Origin of the sequence: Pseudomonas sp. SWI44 (genome assembly GCF_002947915.1) — a bacterium.
Taxonomy (GTDB): Bacteria; Pseudomonadota; Gammaproteobacteria; order Pseudomonadales; family Pseudomonadaceae; genus Aquipseudomonas; species Aquipseudomonas taiwanensis.
In genome coordinates this window covers 3,797,098-3,816,916 of the sequence record NZ_CP026674.1, presented here as the reverse complement: position 1 = coordinate 3,816,916, position 19,819 = coordinate 3,797,098, and the positions used below count along the sequence as shown (strand labels likewise).

At 62.6% G+C, this 19,819-nt stretch carries 19 protein-coding genes; 5 read left to right on the top strand and 14 right to left on the bottom strand.

What is annotated here, in order from left to right:
- Positions 1-36 precede the first annotated feature (36 nt).
- Together C4Q26_RS17940 and C4Q26_RS17935 are read right to left on the bottom strand one after the other, a co-directional pair.
- Positions 37-3,102, bottom strand: a complete 3,066-nt coding sequence (locus tag C4Q26_RS17940) for an efflux RND transporter permease subunit (RefSeq protein WP_023381991.1) — start codon at positions 3,100-3,102, stop codon at positions 37-39.
- A 6-nt stretch (positions 3,103-3,108) separates the two neighbouring features.
- Positions 3,109-4,209, bottom strand: coding sequence for an efflux RND transporter periplasmic adaptor subunit (locus C4Q26_RS17935; protein ID WP_023381992.1), 1,101 nt, complete (start codon positions 4,207-4,209; stop codon positions 3,109-3,111).
- A gap of 169 nt (positions 4,210-4,378) precedes the next feature.
- On the opposite strand from C4Q26_RS17935, the gene C4Q26_RS17930 reads away from it, so the two are divergent.
- On the top strand, positions 4,379-5,020 hold the full coding sequence (locus tag C4Q26_RS17930) for a TetR/AcrR family transcriptional regulator (RefSeq protein ID WP_023381993.1): 642 nt from the start codon (positions 4,379-4,381) through the stop codon (positions 5,018-5,020).
- Between the two features lie 107 nt (positions 5,021-5,127).
- On the opposite strand, the gene C4Q26_RS17925 is transcribed toward C4Q26_RS17930, so the two are convergent.
- Both C4Q26_RS17925 and C4Q26_RS17920 read right to left on the bottom strand, forming a co-directional pair.
- Positions 5,128-6,093, bottom strand: coding sequence for an RHS repeat-associated core domain-containing protein (locus C4Q26_RS17925; RefSeq protein ID WP_104883372.1), 966 nt, complete (start codon positions 6,091-6,093; stop codon positions 5,128-5,130).
- A 304-nt stretch (positions 6,094-6,397) separates the two neighbouring features.
- Complete coding sequence (locus C4Q26_RS17920; protein WP_027906535.1) at positions 6,398-7,174, bottom strand: class I SAM-dependent methyltransferase; 777 nt, start codon at positions 7,172-7,174, stop codon at positions 6,398-6,400.
- A gap of 104 nt (positions 7,175-7,278) precedes the next feature.
- Between C4Q26_RS17920 and C4Q26_RS17915 the strand changes: the two genes are divergently transcribed.
- Positions 7,279-7,899 (top strand): hypothetical protein, encoded by a 621-nt coding sequence (locus tag C4Q26_RS17915; RefSeq protein WP_027906536.1) that lies wholly within the window; start codon positions 7,279-7,281, stop codon positions 7,897-7,899.
- 2 nt (positions 7,900-7,901) lie between these two features.
- On the opposite strand, the gene C4Q26_RS17910 is transcribed toward C4Q26_RS17915, so the two are convergent.
- From C4Q26_RS17910 to ppc, 7 genes are all read right to left on the bottom strand, one after another.
- The gene (locus tag C4Q26_RS17910) at positions 7,902-8,591 is read right to left on the bottom strand and encodes an extensin family protein (RefSeq protein WP_023381996.1); all 690 of its coding nucleotides are present in this window, start codon (positions 8,589-8,591) and stop codon (positions 7,902-7,904) included.
- A gap of 6 nt (positions 8,592-8,597) precedes the next feature.
- Entirely contained in the window at positions 8,598-9,428 is an 831-nt protein-coding gene (locus tag C4Q26_RS17905) for an oxaloacetate decarboxylase (RefSeq protein WP_023381997.1), read from the bottom strand.
- Positions 9,429-9,456: 28 nt separating this feature from the next.
- The gene (locus C4Q26_RS17900) at positions 9,457-10,326 is read right to left on the bottom strand and encodes a DUF72 domain-containing protein (RefSeq protein WP_027906537.1); all 870 of its coding nucleotides are present in this window, start codon (positions 10,324-10,326) and stop codon (positions 9,457-9,459) included.
- Positions 10,327-10,329: 3 nt separating this feature from the next.
- Entirely contained in the window at positions 10,330-10,614 is a 285-nt protein-coding gene (locus C4Q26_RS17895; protein WP_023381999.1) for a hypothetical protein, read from the bottom strand.
- A 130-nt stretch (positions 10,615-10,744) separates the two neighbouring features.
- Positions 10,745-11,419, bottom strand: a complete 675-nt coding sequence (gene tsaB, locus C4Q26_RS17890) for a tRNA (adenosine(37)-N6)-threonylcarbamoyltransferase complex dimerization subunit type 1 TsaB (RefSeq protein WP_023382000.1) — start codon at positions 11,417-11,419, stop codon at positions 10,745-10,747.
- 88 nt (positions 11,420-11,507) lie between these two features.
- Positions 11,508-12,158: an adenylate kinase gene (gene adk, locus C4Q26_RS17885; RefSeq protein WP_023382001.1), complete on the bottom strand. Its 651-nt coding sequence runs from the start codon at positions 12,156-12,158 to the stop codon at positions 11,508-11,510.
- Positions 12,159-12,416: 258 nt separating this feature from the next.
- Positions 12,417-15,044: a phosphoenolpyruvate carboxylase gene (gene ppc, locus C4Q26_RS17880; RefSeq protein WP_023382002.1), complete on the bottom strand. Its 2,628-nt coding sequence runs from the start codon at positions 15,042-15,044 to the stop codon at positions 12,417-12,419.
- Between the two features lie 171 nt (positions 15,045-15,215).
- Between ppc and C4Q26_RS17875 the strand changes: the two genes are divergently transcribed.
- The 3 genes from C4Q26_RS17875 (at position 15,216) to C4Q26_RS17865 (ending at position 17,065) form a co-directional block, all read left to right on the top strand.
- Positions 15,216-15,560 carry a hypothetical protein gene (locus tag C4Q26_RS17875; RefSeq protein ID WP_023382003.1) on the top strand — a complete coding sequence of 115 codons (345 nt, stop codon included), beginning with the start codon at positions 15,216-15,218 and terminating at the stop codon, positions 15,558-15,560.
- A 255-nt stretch (positions 15,561-15,815) separates the two neighbouring features.
- Positions 15,816-16,226, top strand: a complete 411-nt coding sequence (locus C4Q26_RS17870; RefSeq protein WP_023382004.1) for a DUF4398 domain-containing protein — start codon at positions 15,816-15,818, stop codon at positions 16,224-16,226.
- Positions 16,227-16,276: 50 nt separating this feature from the next.
- Positions 16,277-17,065, top strand: a complete 789-nt coding sequence (locus C4Q26_RS17865; RefSeq protein WP_023382005.1) for an OmpA family protein — start codon at positions 16,277-16,279, stop codon at positions 17,063-17,065.
- Positions 17,066-17,208: 143 nt separating this feature from the next.
- Here the strand turns inward: C4Q26_RS17865 and C4Q26_RS17860 are convergent, their stop codons facing one another.
- From C4Q26_RS17860 to C4Q26_RS17850, 3 genes are read right to left on the bottom strand one after another with little or no spacing between them, the layout of a single operon-like run.
- Positions 17,209-17,535: a hypothetical protein gene (locus tag C4Q26_RS17860; RefSeq protein ID WP_023382006.1), complete on the bottom strand. Its 327-nt coding sequence runs from the start codon at positions 17,533-17,535 to the stop codon at positions 17,209-17,211.
- The gene (locus tag C4Q26_RS17855; RefSeq protein WP_027906539.1) at positions 17,532-18,452 is read right to left on the bottom strand and encodes an alpha/beta hydrolase; all 921 of its coding nucleotides are present in this window, start codon (positions 18,450-18,452) and stop codon (positions 17,532-17,534) included. Before C4Q26_RS17855 ends, C4Q26_RS17860 begins: the two co-directional genes overlap by 4 nt.
- Positions 18,424-19,701 (bottom strand): flavohemoglobin expression-modulating QEGLA motif protein, encoded by a 1,278-nt coding sequence (locus tag C4Q26_RS17850; protein WP_023382008.1) that lies wholly within the window; start codon positions 19,699-19,701, stop codon positions 18,424-18,426. Before C4Q26_RS17850 ends, C4Q26_RS17855 begins: the two co-directional genes overlap by 29 nt.
- Between the last annotated feature and the right edge of the window lie 118 nt (positions 19,702-19,819).

The window sequence follows — 19,819 nt, the reverse complement described above, 5'->3', positions numbered from 1 at the left end:
GCCGGCGAAAGGAGGGCAACGCCCTCCTCACGCTCCTCAGCCCTTCTTCACCCTGAACCAAGCCGCATACAACGCCGGCAGGAACAGCAGCGTCAAAACGGTCGCAACGATCAACCCCCCCATGATCGCCACCGCCATCGGTCCGTAGAACACGCTGCGCGACAGCGGAATCATTGCCAGTACCGCCGCCAACGCAGTCAGCACGATGGGCCGGAACCGTCGTACCGTGGCCTCGATGATCGCTTGCCAACGCTCCATACCCGCCGCGATGTCCTGTTCGATCTGGTCCACCAGGATTACCGAGTTGCGCATGATCATCCCTGCCAGGGCAATGGTGCCGAGCATGGCGACGAAGCCAAACGGCTGGCGGAACACCAACAGGAACAAGGTCACGCCAATCAGCCCCAACGGCGCGGTGAGGAATACCATCACCGTGCGCGAGAAGCTGCGTAACTGGATCATCAGCAAGCTCAACACCACCACGATGAACAACGGCATGCCGGCGTTCACCGACTTCTGACCGCGCTCGGAGTCCTCCACCGTACCGCCAACCTCCAGCAAATAGCCGTCCGGCAGCTTGGCCCTGATGTCTTTCAAGGTCGGCTCGATCTGCCGCACCAGCGTTGCCGGTTGTTCGTTGTCGTAGATGTCCGCACGCACGGTGACGGTCGGCAGGCGGTTGCGGTGCCAGATGATGCCTTCCTCGAAACCATACTCCAGGGTCGCGACCTGCGAGAGCGCAACGCTCTGGCCGTTGTCGGTGGGTAACGCCAGGCTGCCGAGGTTGCCCAACTGGCTGCGTTCCTGCGGGGTACCGCGCAGCAGGATCTCGATCAGCTCGTTGTCTTCGCGGTACTGGCTCACCGAAGTGCCGGTGAGCGAGCTCTGCAGGAAGCTCGACAGATGCGAGGTGCTCACGCCCAGGGCTCGCGCACGATCCTGATCGATTTCCAGGAACACCGCCTTGCTCGGCTCCTCCCAGTCCAGGTGCACGTTCACCACATGAGGGTTCTCACGCACTTTTTCGGCCACCTCGCGGGCCAGGGCGCGGGCCTTCTCGATGTGCTCGCCGGTGACCCTGAACTGCACCGGATAGCCCACGGGCGGACCATTTTCCAGGCGCGTGACACGGGCGCGCAGGTCGGGGAACTGCTGGTCCATGGTGGCGATCAGCCAACTGCGCAGGCGCTCGCGGTCCTCCATCGACTTGGCCAGCACCACGAACTGGGCAAAGCTGGCGGCGGGCAACTGCTGGTCCAGTGGCAGGTAGAAGCGTGGCGAGCCGGTGCCCACGTATGCCACGTAGTTGTCGATGCCGTCCTGCTGCCTGAGCAGCGCTTCCAGTTGCTTGACCCGCTCGGCGGTATTGCTCAACGACGCGCCTTCGGCCAGCTTCAGGTCGACCATGAGCTCGGGACGACCCGAGGCTGGGAAGAACTGCTGGGGAACGAAGCGGAACAGCAGGATGCTGCCGACGAAAGCGGCGATGGTCAGCAGGATCACCGTCTTGCGACGCCGCACGCACCACTCCACCACGCGCCGTACCCGTTGGTAGAAAGGTGTGGCGTAGGGGTCTGGCGCGTGGCCGTCCTTGCCGTGCCGTGCGGCATGCAGTTTGGCCAGGTCTGGCAGCAGCCGTTCACCCAGGTAGGGCACGAACACCACGGCCGCCACCCATGAGGTCAGCAGGGCAATGGTCACCACCTGGAAGATCGAACGGGTATATTCGCCGGTGCTGGAGGCCGCCGTGGCAATCGGCAGGAAACCTGCAGCGGTGATCAGGGTCCCGGTGAGCATCGGGAATGCCGTGCTGCTCCAGGCGTAACTGGCCGCCTTGAGCCGGTCATAGCCCTGCTCCATCTTGATCGCCATCATCTCCACGGCAATGATGGCGTCATCGACCAGCAGGCCCAGGGCCAGCACCAGTGCGCCGAGCGAGATCTTGTGCAGGCCGATGCCGAAGTAGTGCATCGCGGCGAAGGTCATTGCCAACACCAGTGGAATGGCCAGGGCCACCACCAGGCCGGTGCGCAGGCCCAGGGAGAAGAAACTTACCAGCAGCACGATGGCCAGGGCTTCCACCAGCACCTGCACGAACTCGCCGACCCCAGCCTTTACCGCCGCCGGTTGGTCCGAAACCTTGCGCAGCTCCATGCCGGCCGGCAGGCCTCGAGCCAGGCGCTCGAATTCGCCCTCAAGCGCCTTGCCCAACACCAGGATATCGCCCCCGTCCTTCATCGATACCGCCAGGCCAATGGCATCCTCGCCCATGAAGCGCATGCGCGGCGCGGGCGGGTCGTTGAAGCCACGGTGCACATCGGCGACATCACCGATACGGAAGGTGCGATCCCCCACTCGAATAGGGAACTGACGAATCTGGTCGACACTGTCGAAACGCCCGCTCACCCGCAGTTGCAAGCGCTCGCTAGGGGTTTCGAAGAAGCCAGCCGTGCTGACCGCGTTCTGCTCGCGCAGAGCTTGCTGCACGGCCTCCAGCGGCACACCGAGGGTCGCCAGCTTGAGGTTGGACAGTTCGATCCAGATTTTCTCGTCCTGCAGGCCGATCAACTCGACCTTGCCCACATCCTTCACCCGCTGCAGCTGGATCTGGATACGGTCCGCGTAATCCTTGAGCACGGCGTAATCAAAGCCTTTGCCGGTGAGCGCGTAGATATTGCCGAAGGTCGTGCCGAATTCATCGTTGAAGAACGGCCCTTGAATTTCGGGCGGCAAGGTGTGGCGGATGTCCGCGACTTTCTTGCGGATCTGGTACCACAGCTCGGGGATGTCCTTGGAGTGCAACGCGTCACGGGCCATGAAGGTCACCTGGGACTCGCCAGGGCGGGAGAACGAGACGATCCGCTCGTACTCACCGGTTTCCATGAGCTTTTTCTCGATGCGCTCGGTGACCTGCCGCGATACTTCCTCGGCCGTGGCGCCGGGCCAGAGGGTGCGGATGACCATGGCCTTGAAGGTGAACGGTGGGTCCTCGCTCTGCCCCAGCTTGGTGTAGGACATGGCACCAATGGCGGCCAACAATATCATCAGGAACAGCACGATCTGGCGGTTACGCAGCGCCCATGCGGAAAGGTTGAAACCCATCGGGACTTACTCCTTGGCCGTCAGGTTCACCACACGGTTGGTGCGATCCACAGGCCGCACCTCCTGCCCTTCGCGCAGCACATGGCCGCCGGCGGCGACCACCCAGTCGCCAGGGTTGAGGCCTTCGAGCACTGGCACAGTGTCACTGCCGTAAGCCCCAAGACGCACGGCAGCCCGTTCCAGTCGGCTGTCCTGGGTAACCCGCCAGACATAGGCCTGGCCGTTCTCTGCCGTCACTGCCGAGAGGGGCACCGACAACGGGATCAGACCGTCGTGGGCGATGAACACCCGGGCACTCTGACCCAGCTCGGCCGGTGTTTGCGAGGAGGCGAACGCAATACGTGCCGCGAAGGTACGCGAGCGCGGATCGGCGGCGGGTGACAACTCACGAATGCGTCCTTCGAACCGTTGATTGGGGTGCGACCACAGCTCGATGCTCACGCTTTGCCCCACGCTGAAGCGGGCAAACTGTTGCTCCGGCAGGCCGATGGCCACTTCACGCTCACCGTCGGCGGCGAGGGTGAACACCGTCTGGCCGGCTGCTACCACCTGGCCAACCTCAACTTGGCGTTTGGCGATCACTCCTGCCTGTGGCGCGCGCAGTACCGCGTACTCGGCCTGGTTACCCGCCACCTCGAACTGGGCCTTGGCCTGCTTGAGCCGCGCCAGACCAGCCCGATAGAGGTTTTCGGCATTGTCGTACTGGGAATGGCTGACCATCTGCCGGTCCAGCAGCTTCTGGTAACGATCACGTTCGGCTCGGACCAGCGACAGGTTGGCCTCGGCTGCCGCCAACTGGGCACGGTTGGCTTCCAGTTGCAGGCGCACGTCCTGTGGGTCGAGTTCGGCCAGCGGCTGGTCGGCCTTGACCCGCTGCCCTTCCTCGACCAAACGTTTGCTGACCTTGCCGCCGATACGAAACGCCAGCTCGGGCTCCAGGCGTGCACGCACTTCGCCGGGGAAGCTGTCGGCAGCGGCTTGCGCGGGTTGCGGTTGCACCACCAGAGCCGGACGAGGCGCGGCTGGTGAAGCGGCTTCCTGGCCACACGCCGCCAACAACAACGCGGCGACGGCGGGCAAGGCGAGGGACAAGGCATGACGCAACATGATGAATCCTTTCGCGAAGTGCACATCGAATATTTATACTGACGAGTATATTAAATCAGGCCACCCGCGCCGGGAAGCGGGTGCTGGAAAGAAAATCAACATTAACGATTGGTCTGACCTTGCAGCCGGATGCCGTCCGAACCGGTAAGATGGTCGACTTTTCCACCAGATGCGGACTCCAATGCCCAACGACGCAACCATTGGCCCGGGCCGGCCGAAGGACCTGGCCAAGCGCGAGGCCATCCTCGAAGCGGCCAAGTCGCTGTTCCTCAGCCTTGGCTATGCCAACACCAGCATGGATGCGGTCGCTGCGGCGGCAGGTGTTTCAAAACTCACGGTCTACAGCCACTTCCAGGACAAGCAGACGCTGTTCTGCTCTGCGGTAATGGCCACCTGCCAGATCCAACTGCCCGACCTGTTGTTCGAGTACCCTGAAGGTGTGCCCGTGGAAGAGGTGCTACTGAACATTGCCCGTGGCTTCCAGGCACTGATCAGCAGTGACGAAGCGGTCAAGCTCAGCCGCCTGATCATGGCCCAGGGCAGCCTGGACCCGAGTTTCGGCGAGTATTTCTACGAAGCCGGGCCCAAGCGTGTGCTGGCGGGGATGGAAGCGCTGCTGCGCGGGGCGCATGAACGCGGGCTGCTGCGCATCGACAACCCGCTGCGGGCGGCGGAGCACTTCTTTTGCCTGGTGAAAGGCGCACCGGATTATCGGCTGCTGCTGGGGTGTGCGGGGCCGCTGGAAGGTGAAGAGGCCGAGGCTCACGTGCGGGAGGTGGTGGGGGTGTTCTTGCGGGCGTTCAAGCCCTGAGCGGGATTTGTTTACATACCTGTTCAAACGCCTATTCGCGAAATTTCTGCCTTCTGCATTGATAGATGCAAAAGGCAAAGGGTATAGGGCTCATGACACCATGCGCTTTATGCGGTGCGCGTTCTAATTTCTTCTTGTAACGCGGCCTGAATCGTTAGGTCTGGCGACGATCCCGCTCCAGAAAGGCGAGAATTAACCGCATCCAAGTCCCTAAAAAGATGTTCCAAATCGCGAACTTTATTTTCTTCTTGGAGAGAAATTTTATATGCATGCAATGATTGAGCATGGCGCTTTGTGGCCTCGAGATCCGGGCCTCTATTATGCGACTGGAAATATACTTTCTTTGAAATTGAGCTCTCGGACACACCAAACTGCGCAAGTAAACGACGCTGCTCAGCAATCTCGTGTGGCTTGAATAGTGATTCAAATGCAACAGCATCGCCAACCGTCTGCGAAGGACTTGATATAAAACTACCAGATCCATCGCGCTTATTTATATATTTTTTCGACAATGGCAAGTTAGGCTTAACTACTTGCCGGCTAGGCCTTGTGTTGGGTTCTCTTGGATTTAGCCTTCTTATGATTTTCCCCCAGACGCCAGCATGGCCTGTCGGATCAGTATGGTTAGTGGGATCTCCTGCGCAATACATATAGGCATTTACGCCACCGTCCCCAAACGGACTCCAACTATCCGAACTGCAAAACCGCATCATGACCGGGCTGAACTGCCTGTAACCATTCCCCAGCAGATAGTTTCCAGTGATCGCATCCGGTCGCTCGCCATTGAAGGCAAGCAATGAAGGGACGCCACCACCCCGCGTAAGCTGGCCGTATGGCGAATAGACCTGCGGTACCGAGCGGCCTCCTTCAAGCATGGAAAGTACTGAGCGCTTCTGATCGCATGCCATTAGTGCGCTGGGCAAGCCGGGCGCATTCTCGTTCTTTTGCGCGAGTAAATGGCCAGCGGCCTGAAGGACGCGCCAGTGGCCTTGACCATTAATTTCAGTAGACAGAAGGCCCTTACAATAGAAGCGCTTGTGTCCCTGTTGTTGGGTAGCGGGTACGGTAATCATGGCCCAAACACCTTCGCTGTGGAGAATGCTCTCTATTTTTGGCAGACGGACTGTAATTTACAACTAGCAAATTTAACAGGTCCACTCAGGATCTGCGCTTTTCACAGGTATAAGCATTGACCTCAGACTGCGCTTTGCCCAAGGGAATTCGCTTGTTCGCAAAGATGTGACGAAGGTATGACACCGACTTCGTCGGTGTTCGCGGCTAAAGCCGCTCCTACAGAGATTTCACACACTTCGGATTCAGTGAGATCCCAGTGGGAGCGGCTTTAGCCGCGGAGAGTCCCGCACATGCAGAACAGCATCAGGCCTTCAACGCCTTCTTCGGATAAATATCATACCGGCTCGACTTGCCCTCAAGGCTATGGCTCGGCTTCGGCCCCTCGATGATTGGCGCCTTGCGCGGTCGCTTCACCACCACCCGGTGGCTGGCCAGCGCAAGGGCCGCTTCCAACAATGCCGGCGCATCCAGATCGTCACCCACCAACGGCCGGAACACGCGCATTTCCTTCTTCACCAGCGCGCTCTTGTCCCGGTGCGGGAACATCGGGTCGAGGTAGATTACTTGTGGCGGCTCGCCCTCCCAGGCGCGCATGTGCTCGATGGCATTACCGGTCAGCAAGCGCATGCGCCCGACAATCGGCCCCACTTCTTCATCCGCGCGAGCCCGTGCCAGGCCATCCTCCAGCAATGCGGCAATCAGCGGCTGGCGCTCGATCAGCGTCATCTGGCAACCCAGGCTGGCCAGCACGAACGCATCCTTGCCCAGGCCCGCCGTGCAGTCGAGCACCTGCGGGCGCACACCCTGGGCAATGCCCACGGCCTTGGCGATCATTTGCCCGTTGCCACCGCCGAAGAGGCGCCGGTGCGCGGCCTGGCCTTCCACGAAATCCACCCGCACCGGCCCTGGCGCCTGCGCGCCCAACTGCTGGATCTGCAAGCCATCGGCGCCCACCTGCACGGCAAAGCCTGCGCCATCGTCAGACAGCGGCAGCCCCAGGCGCTCGGCCCACGCCACGGCCTGCTCCGCATATTCAACCGACATCGCTTCGACCCTGATCCCCGCACCTTGCTCTTGCATCGTCCACACCTAAAAAATCAAACCAAGCCCTTAATGAATCGGCACCTTCGGCCGATACAGGCAATATCCCGCTATTCTGCCAGAGCACAACGCGCGCGACTGCCATGTCAGATACTCTTCCCATCGGCTTGACCTACCTGTCGCCTGTCGGCAACTACGGTCGACAGAATACCCAGGCACTCGGAGGCGTCAGCCACCTGTGGCAGGACTTCTTCGCCCGCGCGATGGCCGAACAGCAGGCCGAAGAGCCCGACAGCGTCAGCCAGGCGTGGGTGCAGTACGACAAAGACAGCGGTGAGCCGATTGGCGGGGCCAAGGCCCTGGCGCTGATCGAAACCCAGCGCGCCTGCCCGGTGCAGGACACCATCGTCGCGCCGCCCGAGCCGCTGTTCCTCCCCAAGGCAGAGCTTGAGGCCCATTTGCTGGAGCCGGCTCCGGAGCCTTTCAGCGTCGCCGAAATGATCCAGCAGCAGCGCCAGCTCGACGTCAGCAACAACTGGCTGCGCCCTATCGTCATGAGCCAGGGCCACCCTCTCCCAGCGCCAGGCCCTGCGCCCTCGCCGCGCCCGCTGCACCTGCCGATCGCCGAGTTCGAGATGGACCTGCTCGACCCTGCGCCGACCCCGTACGACGATGCAACCATGGCCCAGCAGCAGAACGACCTGGAATTCGATATCCACTGGGCGCGCCCGGTGGTGCTGAACAACGTTCGCGCCCAGGCCTGAAATCAACGGCAGATCTGCCAGCGCCCCATATCGAGATGAAAGTGGTTGTGGTGGGCAGCGTTGTAGTCTGGCCCGAGCACCGTGTTGAAACTGTCACACGCCGCTTGTCGCACCAGACCCAGGAACGCCCTCTTCTGCCCGCCCGCCTGCCAGTCTCGCGCCAGCAGGATGCGCTGGCCGTCCTGTAGGCGAAAACCGCTGATATCCAGGGCATTGGCCGTCGCATGCTGGCTCAGGCGGCCCTGTTCGCGGTTGTAGACATTGCGGCAAGCGAAGCTGCCAAGGTGCTCCACTCGAACCACCGACTGGCCGAACACCCGCTGCGCAGCCGGTTGCAGCCCATGGCGCTCGAACAGCGCGTAAGCCACCGCCAACGGGCAGCTGGCAAGGAAACTACTGCTCAGGTGGGCTTGCCCTTGCTCGATGCGCCACACGTTCTGTAGCGGGCATTTGGCCGACGCCGGGCTGTCGGCTTGCGCCCGGTAGCGCAAGCCAGAGATCTCCAGCGCTTGGCGGCATAAGCGGGGGTCGTTGCGCAGGCGTGACAACTTATAGGCTGTCAGCAGGTTCGGCGGTTGACGCACATCCAGCGCAGCCCAGGGGTTCCAGGCATCAGGCAGGCGCCAGCCGTACTGCCAGGCGAGGCCCGCCGCCAACAGCAGCAAGCCGCACAGCAGCCCCAATGCGCGCATGGCGCCTCAGCGGCGGAACAGGTCGTTGAGCTGGGCGAACGACAAGGCCTGCTCGCCGTAGCTGAAAGTGCCTTGCTCGCGAATCTCCAGCGCTGCGCGCTGCAATGCGCCCAGCGCCGCGCGGGCCAGTGACGAGCCAACGCTGATGCGACGCACGCCCAAGTCCTGCAGCTGATTGACGCTCAGCGGCACACCCGCCAGCCCCATCAGCACATTGACTGGCTTCGGCGCCACCGCCTGTACCACGGCACGCACTTCATCGACAGTGCGCAGTCCCGGCGCATAGAGCACATCGGCTCCCGCCTCGGCAAAGGCCTGCAGACGCCGGACGGTGTCATCCAGATCCAGGCGCCCGTGCAGCAGGTTTTCCGCCCGGGCGCACAGGGTGAAGGGGAATGGCAGGCTGCGGGCAGCCTGCACCGCGGCGCGCACCCGCGCCACAGCCAGCTCGAAGTCGTAGATCGGCGCATCGGCATGGCCAGTGGCATCCTCGATCGAACCACCGACCAAACCTGTTTCGGCGGCACGCAGGATAGTCTGGGCACACTGCTCGGGCAGATCGCCGAAGCCGTTTTCCAAGTCGGCGGCCACCGGCAAAGGCGTCGCATCGACGATCACACCGGCGTTGTCCAGCGTCTCATCCAGGCTCAAGGCGCCTTCGGCATCCGGTCGCCCCAGGCTGAAGGCCAGGCCCGCACTGGTAGTGGCCAATGCCTCGAAGCCAAGGCTGGCCAGCAGCTTGGCGGATCCAGCATCCCACGGGTTAGGGATGACGAAGGCGCCGTCACGCTCGTGCAGTGCCTTGAAGGCCTCGGCTCGTAGGGTCTGTACATCCATGGTCATAACCTCCGGGGTCGGCGAGTGATCAGAGTAGCCCCAGTTGTTCGACCTCGGGGGCGCGCGGCAATTCCGGCAAGGCGGGCAGGCCGGGCAGGCGCGCCATCAGCCGTTGGTGAAACCGTTGCGCCAGCGCCGCGGCCAAGCGATTGTCGGAGGTGTGCAGGAACACATAAGGCATGCGCCCTTGCTCGATCCACACCGCGACCTTGTCCACCCAAGGGGTAAGGAACGTTTCGTTGGCCTCAAGCTGGGGATGGCCGATGAAACGCACCTGCGGGTGCTGGCTGAAGGCAGCAGGGCGTGGCGGCACCTTGGGCTTTTTCGACTGCGCGTGCAGTACGGCAGGGTCACGGGAGTTGCAGCTGAACAGCGCACGGGGATCGAGGCAGATGCGCTCGACACTACGTTCGTGCAACAGCCGGTTGAGCAGCCGTTCCTCCTCGCCCTTGGCGAAGAACGCCAGGTTGCGCACCTCGACAGCTACCGGTACGCCAATCTCGTCGAGGAAATAGCACAGCTCGCCCAACCGCGCGGGGCTGAACTGGGCTGGTAACTGCAGCCAGTACGGCGATACGCGCTGGCCCAGCGGAGCCATCAGGCGGGTGAAATCCAAGGCAGGCTCGAGCTGGTCACGCAGGTCACCCTCGTGGCTGATATCCCTGGGAAACTTGGCGGTGAAACGAAAGTGCTCAGGCATGACCTGCGCCCAGCGGGCAAGGGTGCTGGGCGCAGGGCGAGCATAGAACGTGGTGTTGCCTTCGACGGCGTTGAACACTTGGCTGTAGTAGCCAAGCATTTCAGCGCTGCTGGCATCGGCGGGATACAGGTAGTCGCGCCAGGCGTTTTCGCTCCAGGACGGACAACCGAGAAAATAAGGCAGGGGTGAGGGCGTCATCCCTCAAATGTACAGGTCGAGCCCAAGTACTTCCATGTCCCAATCGGTAAAACCGGCGGTGCTGAGGTAACTGGCCAGCGCAGTGGCGGTTCGGCGGTCTCGGGCACGGGGGAAGATCAGGTCTTGTTGACGGGCGGGCAAGCCGCCATTGCGTCGAGGTGCGGCCGCCTGCTCGTCAACGGCCTCCTCGATCACTTCGGCATCGTCGACAGATTCATCGCGTACCGGAGCCTTGCGCGGTGCACGCTTGATCGGATAGGACTGCGATGAGAAACCGTCGATACGCATGGAGTGAGCACTCAGGACCAATGATGGCAATTTAGCAGCATCAGGGATCCATCGCTAATGCTCGAGTGATAACTGGACCACAGTTCGCACAAAAGGTTTATCGACAACCGCGATAACCGACGAACGACCGTCAACGTGCCTTTGGCGTAGCCACATTATCGCGCAAGTAGACCGGTTGCGCCTGCTCGGCGGCGATGGCCTCGCCACGCGCCCAGGCGTAACCGGCAAGGCTCAGAATATCCAATGCATGGGGCAATGCGCCTGCGTCGCTGGCGCTGACCGGTACGGCCAGGCGCTCGGCGTAGCCCCACCCGGTACCTGCGCCGAACCATTCGTCACGGCTCCCCTCAGGCAAGCTCACGCGCTCTGGCGGCAGTACCGCTTCCTGGCCAACCAGGCGCATTTCGCCGGCCTCGGCCTGGTAGCAACCCCAGTACACTTCGTCCATGCGCGCATCGATGGCGGCTGCCACTTGCTGCACACGGCGCTCGCGCAGAGCGCCCTGGGCCAATGCGGCCAGGTTGGAGACCGGCAATACCGGGCGCTCCAGGGCAAATGCAAGGCCCTGCACGACGCCAATGGCGATGCGCACACCGGTGAAGGCACCTGGACCGCGACCGAAGGCGATGGCATCCAGAGCATTGAGCGCAACGCCTGACTCAGCCAGCAACTGCTTGATCATCGGCAGCAGTTTCTGCGCGTGCATGCGGGGGATGACTTCATAGTGGCTGGTGACCTTGCCGTCATGCAGCAATGCAACGGAACAGGCTTCGGTGGCGGTATCCAGGGCCAGCAAGGTGGTCATCGAACAGGTTTCCAGGCAACGGGGAAAAAGAGCGGCAGTATAAACGACAACGGCCCGCAAGCGGGCCGTCGTGACGCACGGTGATGGATCAGCTCAGCGCTGCCAGCACCTTGGCGGTGATCGACTCGACCGAACCAACGCCTTCGATGTGGCTGTACTTCGGCTTGCCGTTGTGGGCGGCCGACAGCTTCTGGTAGAAGTCCACCAGCGGCTTGGTCTGGCTGTGGTAGACGGACAGGCGGTGACGCACGGTTTCTTCCTTGTCGTCGTCGCGCTGGATCAGGTCTTCGCCAGTGACGTCGTCTTTGCCTTCCACTTTCGGCGGGTTGTACTGAATGTGGTAGGTGCGGCCCGAAGCCAGGTGCACGCGGCGACCGGCCATGCGGCCAACGATTTCTTCGTCGTCCACGGCGATTTCAACCACGGCGTCGATATCGACACCGGCGGCAACCATGGCTTCAGCCTGCGGGATGGTGCGCGGGAAACCGTCGAACAGGCAGCCCTTGGCGCAATCAGGCTGGGCGATGCGCTCCTTGACCAGGCTGATGATCAGCTCGTCGGAGACCAGCTGGCCGGCATCCATGACTTTCTTGAGCTCCAGGCCCAGCGGGGTACCGGCCTTGACGGCGGCACGCAGCATGTCACCGGTGGAGATCTGTGGAATACCGAACTTCTCGGTGATGAACTTTGCCTGAGTACCTTTACCGGCCCCGGGAGCTCCCAGCAGAATTACGCGCATCTTGTGCTCCTCATATTTTTCTATGCAATTCAATGGATTCGGCGACCAGGGCCAAGTCCGGAAAATCGGGTATTGACCAGAAATCGGTCAAAAGGCTGCTCAAGATACACAGCGCCCGGCAGCCAGACAAGCGTCCCAAAGTTTCAGGATTGCGCCATGTACGACCTGCCCAAGAGGCGGTTGCGCTCGGCGCAACCACCCTCCTCACCCGGCCATGCCCCCTTGGCGTAACCCGGGCATGACGGCCGCTTGCAGACCTCAACCGGTGTTGCGCAAGCCCGCGGCGATACCCGCCACAGTCACTAGCAAGGCCTGCTCCAACGGGCTGTCCAGAGCGGCTTCACGGCTGCGCGATCGGGCCAGCAACTCCGCCTGAAGGCGGTGCAGCGGGTCCAGGTAGGTATTGCGCAGGCTGATGAATTCCAGGGTCTCGGGGCTGTGTGCCAGTAGCACCGGTTGCCCGGTCAAACCCAGTACGACCCGGCATGACTGCGACAATAGGTCGCGCAGGTGCGCACCTAAAGGAAGCAGGTGCGGTTGCACTAGACGTTCGTCGTAGGCCTCGGCAATTTGCGCGTCGGCCTTGGCCAACACCATCTCCAGCATGTCGATACGGGTGCGGAAGAACGGCCATTGCTCGCGCATCTGCGCCAGCAGCGGGCCCTGGCCACGGCTCAAGGCATTGGTCAGCGCGGTCTCCCACCCCAGCCAGGCAGGCAGCATCAGGCGGGTCTGGGTCCAACCGAAGATCCACGGAATGGCGCGCAAGCTCTCTATACCGCCGGCGCGGCGCTTGGCCGGGCGACTGCCCAGCGGCAGGCGCCCCAGCTCCTGCTCTGGCGTCGACTGACGGAAATATTCGACGAAATCGGGGTTCTCTCGCACCACCCCGCGATAAGCCTTGAGGCCATCGGCCGCCAACTGGTCCATCACCTCGCGCCATGCCGGCTCAGGGGGCGGAGGCGGCAACAAGGTGGCCTCCAGCACGGCGGCCAGGTAAAGGTTGAGGTTCTGCTCGGCGATGCCTGGCAAACCGAACTTGAAACGGATCATCTCGCCTTGTTCAGTGGTGCGGAACCGCCCCGCCACCGAGCCTGGCGGCTGCGACAGAATCGCCGCGTGGGCCGGGCCACCGCCACGGCCTACGGTGCCACCGCGGCCATGGAACAACAACAGTTCCACCTGATGCTCTTGGCAGATACGCACCAGGTTCTCCTGAGCGCGATACTGAGCCCAGGCCGCTGCGGTAGTGCCCGCGTCCTTGGCCGAGTCGGAATAGCCGATCATCACTTCCTGCGGGCCGCGCAGGCTGGCGCGATAGCCCGGCAGGCCCAGCAGCCGCTCCATCACCGGGCCGGCGTTATCCAGGTCGGCGAGGGTCTCGAACAGCGGCACCACACGCATCGGTCGGGTCAGGCCAGCTTCCTTGAGCAGCAATTGCACGGCCAGCACATCCGAGGCGGCTCCCGCCATGGAGATGACATAGGAACCCAAGGAAGCTGCGGGCGCCGCCGCGACTTCCCGACACGTGGCCAATACCTCGGCGGTGTCGGCCTGGGGCTTGAAATGCGCCGGCAGCAGCGGCCGGCGGTTTTTCAGTTCGGTCTGGAGGAACTCGATCCGCCGGTCTTCATCCCACTCGGCGTAACTGCCCAGACCCAGGTAGTCGGTGATTTCCGACAGCGCATCGCGATGCCGGGCAGCATCCTGGCGCACGTCCAGGCGGCCGAGGAACAGGCCGAAGGTCACTGCCCGACGCAGGCTGTCGAGCAGCGGACCGTCGGCGATCACACCCATGCCGCACGCATGCAGGGACTGGTAGCACAGTTCCAGCGGTGCGATCAGGTCGCGGTTGTCCACCAGCACTTCGGCAGGCATCGGCTGCGGGCTGGCCAGCGAGGCCTGGGCCCAGGCTCGGGTCGCCCGCAGGCGGTCGCGCAACTGCTTGAGCAAGGCCCGGTATGGCTCGGCGCTGTCGCCGACCTGTTCACGCAGTGCAGCGCTGGCCTGCTGCATGGAAAGTTCGGCGGCCAAGGTATCGATGTCGCGCAGGAACAGGTCGGCGGCCATCCAGCGAGCCAGTAGCAAGACTTCCCGGGTAACGCTGGCCGTGACGTTGGGGTTGCCATCCCGGTCGCCGCCCATCCAGGACGCGAAACGGATCGGCGCCGCCTCCAGTGGCAAGTGCAAGCCCGTGGCCTCGAACAGCGCTTTATCGACTTTGCGCAAGTGGTTGGGAATGGCCTGCCACAGGGAGTGTTCGATCACCGCGAAGCCCCATTTGGCTTCATCCACCGGTGTGGGCCGGCTGCGGCGTATTTCTTCGGTGTGCCAGGCCTCAGCGATCAACCTGCGCAAGCGCTCGCGTACCTGTTGACGCTCAGCCGGGATAAGGTCCCGATGGTCCTGGGCGGCCAATTGCCCGGCGATGGCATCGTACTTCTGAATCAGCGTACGCCTGGCAACCTCGGTCGGGTGAGCGGTGAGCACCAGTTGGATATCCAGCTTGGCCAGTTGCCGGGCCAGCGCATCGTTGCTGTGCCCTGCCTGCTTGAGGCGCGCCAGCAGTTCTGGCAATACGCGCGACTCGAACGGCTCTGGCTGGTCAGCGTCACGGCGTCGAATCAGTTGATATTGCTCGGCCATGTTGGCCAGGTTGAGGAACTGGTTGAACGCTCGAGCGACAGGCAGCAGATCTTCGTCGGCCAAGTCCGCCAGGGTCGAGCTCAACTTCTCCCCAGCGCTGCGGCGATCGGCCTTGGCGCTGTGGCGGATGTCCTCGATCTTCTGCAAGAACGCTTCGCCGTGCTGCTGACGAATGGTCTCGCCAAGCAGCTCACCCAACAGATGGACATCTTCACGCAAGCGCACATCGATATCAGTCATTGGCCCTCTCTTTGGCGCGGCTCGCCCGCGCGCTCGCCCAGGTAACAGCACAGGCACCAAGAGTGCCCACAGCCGAGCTGCCATGGCAAGCCGCGATCGGGCAAAGCAAACTAAAGTTAGAGCAAAGCGTCCGATGCAATGCCGTCCTTCAAGGCATAGAAAGAGGTGATCATGAAAATCCGAGAACTCGTCCAGCACTGGGAACAGAATGCAGCAGGCGCCCTGAGCCCAACGCCCCACATACTGCACTTGGACCTTGAGTCCGAAGCGCGTCTGGCTGCGCTGATCGACATGTACCCCAAACGCTCGGCCGAGGAACTGCTCGGCGAGCTGGTCGCCGCCGCACTCGAGGAGCTGGAGGCCAGCCTCCCCTATGTGAAGGGCCAGCGGGTCATTTCCACCGATGAACAAGGCGACCCGCTGTACGAAGACGTAGGCCCGACCCCACGCTTCCTCGCACTGTCCCGCCATCATCTTCACGCACTCAGCGACTTGGCCAAAGACGGCAAGAACTGACCTTCCGGGCCCTGGCCTCTCCCTGCCCTCCTCTCTCGCCGGCAAGCCGGCTCCTGCAGTTGCATTGCCTCGCCTGCAGGAGCGGGCCAGGTGATTTTTTCTGAACTATTCGAAAAACGCCCAAGTCACAGCCATTAGCCACCACGCTAAAACCCTGCACACTTGCGGTTGTGCACTGTGAGGCGCCAGCACGCGGTCGTGTCAGGGAACAAGCGATGGACTGCTACGGACAACGTCGTAAACAGGAGTGATCCAATGGAACTGACTATGAAGCGCCGCACCTGCTCCCCCTCATCCACCCCTGTGCGTGGAATCAAGCTGGCCGCGCTAGCCCTTGGCGGTAGCCTGATCCTGGCCGGATGCGCCGGTAAACCGCCCACCGAGCAGTACGCCGTCACCCAGTCCGCGGTGAATTCGGCGGTCAGCGCCGGGGGCACCGAGTTCGCCGCAGTTGAAATGAAAGCCGCCCAGGACAAATTCAAGCAGGCGGAAATCGCCATGCACGACAAAAAGTACGACGAGGCCAAGCGCCTGGCCGAGCAGGCCGAGTGGGACGCTCGCGTGGCCGAACGCAAGGCCCAGGCCGCCAAGGCCCAGAAAGCCGTACAGGATGCCCGCCAGGGCGCTCAGGACGTGCGTGAGGAAGGCCTGCGCAGTGCTCAATGAGTCTGCCTACGCCAATCCCAGCCTTCGCAACTGATCAAAGGAAGAACACTATGCGCAATGCCATCATGATTCCCACCCTGCTGGCCCTGAGCGTCGGCCTCGCCGCGTGCGCCCACGACCCGAACCCGAACCTGGAGTCGGCCCGCACCAACTTCTCCTCTTTGCAAAGCGACCCTCAGTCGAGCAAAGTGGCGGCCCTGGAAACCAAGGACGCCCAGGACTGGCTGAACAAGGCCGACAAGGCGTTCATGGAGCGTGAAGACAGCAAGAAGGTCGACCAGTTGGCCTACCTGACCAACCAGCGTGTGGAGGTGGCCAAACAGACCATCGCCTTGCGCTCGGCTGAAAACGAGCTGAAGAATGCCGCCGCGCAACGTGCCCAGGCCAAGCTCGATGCCCGTGACGCGCAGATCGCCAAGCTCCAGGAAAGCCTCAACGCCAAGCAAACCGACCGTGGCACGTTGGTGACCTTCGGCGACGTGCTGTTCGACTTCAACAAGGCTGAGCTCAAGAGCAGTGCCTACCCGAACGTCACCAAACTGGCCCAGTTCCTTCAGGAGAATCCGGAGCGCAAGGTGATCGTCGAGGGTTACACCGACAGCGTCGGTTCGGCCAGCTACAACCAGAGCCTGTCGGAACGGCGCGCCAATGCCGTGCGCATGGCACTGGTGCGCGCTGGCGTCGATCCGGCGCGCATCGTTGCCCAAGGGTATGGCAAGGAGTACCCGGTTGCGGACAACGCCAGCAACTCCGGGCGTGCACAGAACCGTCGGGTAGAGGTCACCATCTCCAACGACAACCAGCCGGTGGCGCCGCGGGCGGTGAGCCAGGTGCAGTAAGCTTCAATGACGTGATCGCGGGGGCCGCTTTGCGGCCCTTTCGCGACGCAAGGCTCCCACATCGCCTGCACAATCATTCGCTTGCGGCGGCTGCCCTGTTTCGCGACAGCTTGCGCAGCAGCTTGACCCTTGAACCGCTCCTTTCACTGCGCTTGCTGCGGCGTCTCCTCGCCCATGCAGCGTACCGCCCGCTTGCGGTTGTCCACCAACACGCCGGTCAGGCCTTTCTGCTGCGTATCGAACAGCACCAGCACCCCATCGACGCACTGGGCCACTTGAGGTGCCGGGTCCAGGGAAACCTTGTAGTCCTCCCCTGGAACGGTCTTGAGCATGGTGTAGTCCTGCAACAACAACGCGTCCTCGGGCTTGGCGAAATGCAGGTAACCGTAGTACCAGAGGGCCCCCACCGTCACGATGATGCTGCCGACGCCGGTCAGGATCAGCGGGATGGCGTTGCGTTCTTCACTCATTGCTTGTTCTTCTCGTCAGGGTAATTGGGTATTTCGGCCAGCCGCCGCAGACCGTTGAAACGGCTGGGGTCGTCGAGGAAACGCAGCATCACCTGGCGCCAGACCGGGTCGGCGAAGGTCTGCACATGGCCACCACGGGTCAACTGCAAGACCCGCGGTGGCGGCGCGTGCTGGTACAGGCGAATACCATTGTCCATCGGCACCAGGTTGTCATCGATACTGTGGAAGAACAGCTTCGGCGGTCTGCTCAGTTGCTCGACCGAGCGAATCGCACTGTCGCCGTCCGGCACTAGCCAGGACAGTGGCACCTGCAGCGGCCAGGTCATCCATGAAGTGCTCAAGGCGTAGCGGCCGACGGCGCGATAACTGGCCGGCACGCCGTCGAACACCAGCGCGCTGAAGCGCTGCTGCTGCTCGGGGTGGGCCGCCAGGTAATGGATCGCCATCGCTCCGCCGAGGCTCTGGCCCAGCAATACCAATGGCTTGTTCTTCACCTCGGGAGCCTGGTCCAGCCACGCCATCGCGGCAGCGATGTCCAGGTAGACCTCCGGCAACGACGGCTTGCCTTCGGATAAGCCGTAACCGCGATAGTCAATCATCAGTACCTGGTAGCCCTGCTCCGGCAGCCAGTAGCTGCCACCCAGGTGTCCCGGCAGGTTGCCACCATTGCCGTGCAGGTGCAGCACCGTGCCCTTGAGCTGGACACCGGCCTTGGCCGGCAGCCACCAACCGTGCAGACGGACACCATCCGAGGTCATCAGACTGACATCGCGGTAGTCGAGCTTGGCTCGCGCCGGTGTGAACGCCTGCCCTGGTTCAGGGTAGAACAGCAGGCTGCTGCAGCCACCCAGCCCCAGCAGCACGCTCAGGGCCAGCAGGCGCCAGCATTCAGAGAATGTTCGCGTAGTCGGCTTCAATACGGTCCAGGCTCAGGTGGTTGAGGAAGTTGGAGAAGCACATCCAGGCCGACAGCGCACTCAGGTCCCGGAACTGCTCCGGCAGGTATTTGGGGGGCTCCACCAGGCCTTCTTCGACCAGTTGGCGCAGGGTGCGCATGTCTTCCAGGGTGGTCTTGCCGCAGAACAGCAGTGGAATCTGCTCCAGCTTGCCCTTCTTCACGGCCAACTGAATGTAGTTGTAAACCATGATGAAGCCCTTGAGGTAGGACAAGTCCTTGGTGAATGGCAAGCCATTGGGCACCGAACCGCGGAATACCCGGCTGGCATTGCTGTAGCACTGCGCCATTTCGAAACCTTGCTCGCGGAAGAACGCGAAGACCTGCAAGAAGTCCGCCCCCTCCTCGACCATATGGATGGCCCGGGTGCGGTTGGTCAGCTTGCGCAACCGGCTGGGGTAGGACGCGAAGGCGATCACCTCCATGAGGATGGCCAACCCCTCCTGGGTCACCGTCGACGAGGGCGGGCCCTTGGCCAGGAAGGTGCAGATCGGCTGGTTGAGACCGTTCAGCGTGGTTCCCACATGCACCAGTCCCTCGTGAACTTCCAGCGCGCGCACATCGCGGCTGTTGAACATGGCGTCGGCGCGGACCTTGATGTAGTCGGCTCCCGCCGCGGCATCGGCGACGATACCGTCGGACTCGAATACGCGAATGGTTTCCTCTGCCTCGCCGAACACCTTGTTCAGGCGGTGCTGGAGGATGTCCACGGCCTCCTTGGCGGTAAGGTTCTTCGGTTCGTCCTTGAGGTCGCCACGGCCGTCGATGTTGTTCAGGTAGTCCGAGAGCATCAGGCCCAGATCGGCCAAGGTCGGGTCACCCGCGTGGAAGGCGTCGGAAGCGGCGCCGTAGAGCTCCTGCGAGATCAGACCGAAATCCTCGGTGCCACGCGCTTCGAGCATGCGCACCACCATGCGGTACTCCTTGCACATGCGCCGCATGATCTGCCCAACCGGGTTGAATTGGCCCAACTGGCGGGTGATATCGCGCTCGATGCTCTGGAACTCGGCCTTGACCGCGCTGGAATCGAACGACAGAGGGCGGGACTGGTAATAGGCACGGTCGACGGCCGGCGGTTCCTTGCCCTTGGCCTTGAGAAAGCCTTGGCGGATGCTGTCGTCCCACTTCACCGCGTCCAGGACCCGGATCGGGGTCTGTGCCGCGACGATGCGGTCGGACAGGGCGCGGATGGTTTGCTGGTATTCGTCCACCGGGGACTCCTTATTGGAACTGAGTGCCAAGCCTTTGCATTGCCTGTACCGGCCTCTTCGCGGCTAAATCCACCACAGGTACTGCAATCCCTGTAGGAGCGGCTTTAGCCGCGAAGCA

Excerpts from the sequence above, each read along its gene's own strand:
- C4Q26_RS17940 (WP_023381991.1), bottom strand. The coding sequence starts at position 3,102 with ATGGGTTTCAACCTTTCCGCATGGGCGCTGCGTAACCGCCAGATCGTG.
- C4Q26_RS17935 (WP_023381992.1), bottom strand. The coding sequence starts at position 4,209 with ATGTTGCGTCATGCCTTGTCCCTCGCCTTGCCCGCCGTCGCCGCGTTG.
- C4Q26_RS17930 (WP_023381993.1), top strand. The coding sequence starts at position 4,379 with ATGCGGACTCCAATGCCCAACGACGCAACCATTGGCCCGGGCCGGCCG.
- C4Q26_RS17925 (WP_104883372.1), bottom strand. The coding sequence starts at position 6,093 with ATGATTACCGTACCCGCTACCCAACAACAGGGACACAAGCGCTTCTAT.
- C4Q26_RS17920 (WP_027906535.1), bottom strand. The coding sequence starts at position 7,174 with ATGCAAGAGCAAGGTGCGGGGATCAGGGTCGAAGCGATGTCGGTTGAA.
- C4Q26_RS17915 (WP_027906536.1), top strand. The coding sequence starts at position 7,279 with ATGTCAGATACTCTTCCCATCGGCTTGACCTACCTGTCGCCTGTCGGC.
- C4Q26_RS17910 (WP_023381996.1), bottom strand. The coding sequence starts at position 8,591 with ATGCGCGCATTGGGGCTGCTGTGCGGCTTGCTGCTGTTGGCGGCGGGC.
- C4Q26_RS17905 (WP_023381997.1), bottom strand. The coding sequence starts at position 9,428 with ATGGATGTACAGACCCTACGAGCCGAGGCCTTCAAGGCACTGCACGAG.
- C4Q26_RS17900 (WP_027906537.1), bottom strand. The coding sequence starts at position 10,326 with ATGACGCCCTCACCCCTGCCTTATTTTCTCGGTTGTCCGTCCTGGAGC.
- C4Q26_RS17895 (WP_023381999.1), bottom strand. The coding sequence starts at position 10,614 with ATGCGTATCGACGGTTTCTCATCGCAGTCCTATCCGATCAAGCGTGCA.
- tsaB (WP_023382000.1), bottom strand. The coding sequence starts at position 11,419 with ATGACCACCTTGCTGGCCCTGGATACCGCCACCGAAGCCTGTTCCGTT.
- adk (WP_023382001.1), bottom strand. The coding sequence starts at position 12,158 with ATGCGCGTAATTCTGCTGGGAGCTCCCGGGGCCGGTAAAGGTACTCAG.
- ppc (WP_023382002.1), bottom strand. The coding sequence starts at position 15,044 with ATGACTGATATCGATGTGCGCTTGCGTGAAGATGTCCATCTGTTGGGT.
- C4Q26_RS17875 (WP_023382003.1), top strand. The coding sequence starts at position 15,216 with ATGAAAATCCGAGAACTCGTCCAGCACTGGGAACAGAATGCAGCAGGC.
- C4Q26_RS17870 (WP_023382004.1), top strand. The coding sequence starts at position 15,816 with ATGGAACTGACTATGAAGCGCCGCACCTGCTCCCCCTCATCCACCCCT.
- C4Q26_RS17865 (WP_023382005.1), top strand. The coding sequence starts at position 16,277 with ATGCGCAATGCCATCATGATTCCCACCCTGCTGGCCCTGAGCGTCGGC.
- C4Q26_RS17860 (WP_023382006.1), bottom strand. The coding sequence starts at position 17,535 with ATGAGTGAAGAACGCAACGCCATCCCGCTGATCCTGACCGGCGTCGGC.